The following is a 523-nucleotide window of genomic DNA, read 5'->3' as shown; positions in this document are numbered from 1 at the left end:
CTGATGGCCGTGCACGCGCACCCCGACGACGAGTCGAGCAAGGGCGCGGCGACCATGGCGAAGTACGTGTCCGAGGGGGTGGACGTGCTGGTCGCGACCTGCACGGGCGGTGAACGCGGCTCCATCCTCAACCCGAAGCTCCAGGGTGACGCCTACGTCGAGGCGAACATCCACGACGTGCGCCGGCGGGAGATGGACGAGGCGCGGGAGATCCTGGGGGTGAAGCAGGCGTGGCTGGGTTTCGTGGACTCCGGGCTGCCGGAGGGTGATCCGCTGCCGCCGCTGCCCGAGGGATGCTTCGCGGTGCAGGACGTGGAGGTGGCGGCGGAGCCGCTGGTACGGCTGATCCGGGAGTTCCGTCCGCAGGTGATCACCACCTACGACGAGAACGGCGGCTACCCGCACCCCGACCACATCATGACCCACAAGGTGTCGATGGAGGCCTTCCACGCGGCCGGCGACCCGGACCGCTACCCCGACGCCGGGCCGGTGTGGCAGCCGCAGAAGATCTACTACAACCAGG

At 69.4% G+C, this 523-nt stretch carries 1 protein-coding gene; it reads left to right on the top strand.

Translation table 11 applies throughout. The features are described 5' to 3' along the window. Positions 1-523, top strand: a 523-nt coding sequence (gene mca / locus ACL06G_RS21490) for a mycothiol conjugate amidase Mca (protein ID WP_412788169.1), incomplete at both ends; no start/stop codon positions are given.

It is taken from the genome of Streptomyces callyspongiae, assembly GCF_047200695.1.
GTDB lineage: Bacteria > Actinomycetota > Actinomycetes > Streptomycetales > Streptomycetaceae > Streptomyces.
This window is presented reverse-complemented; position numbering and strand designations above follow the sequence as displayed.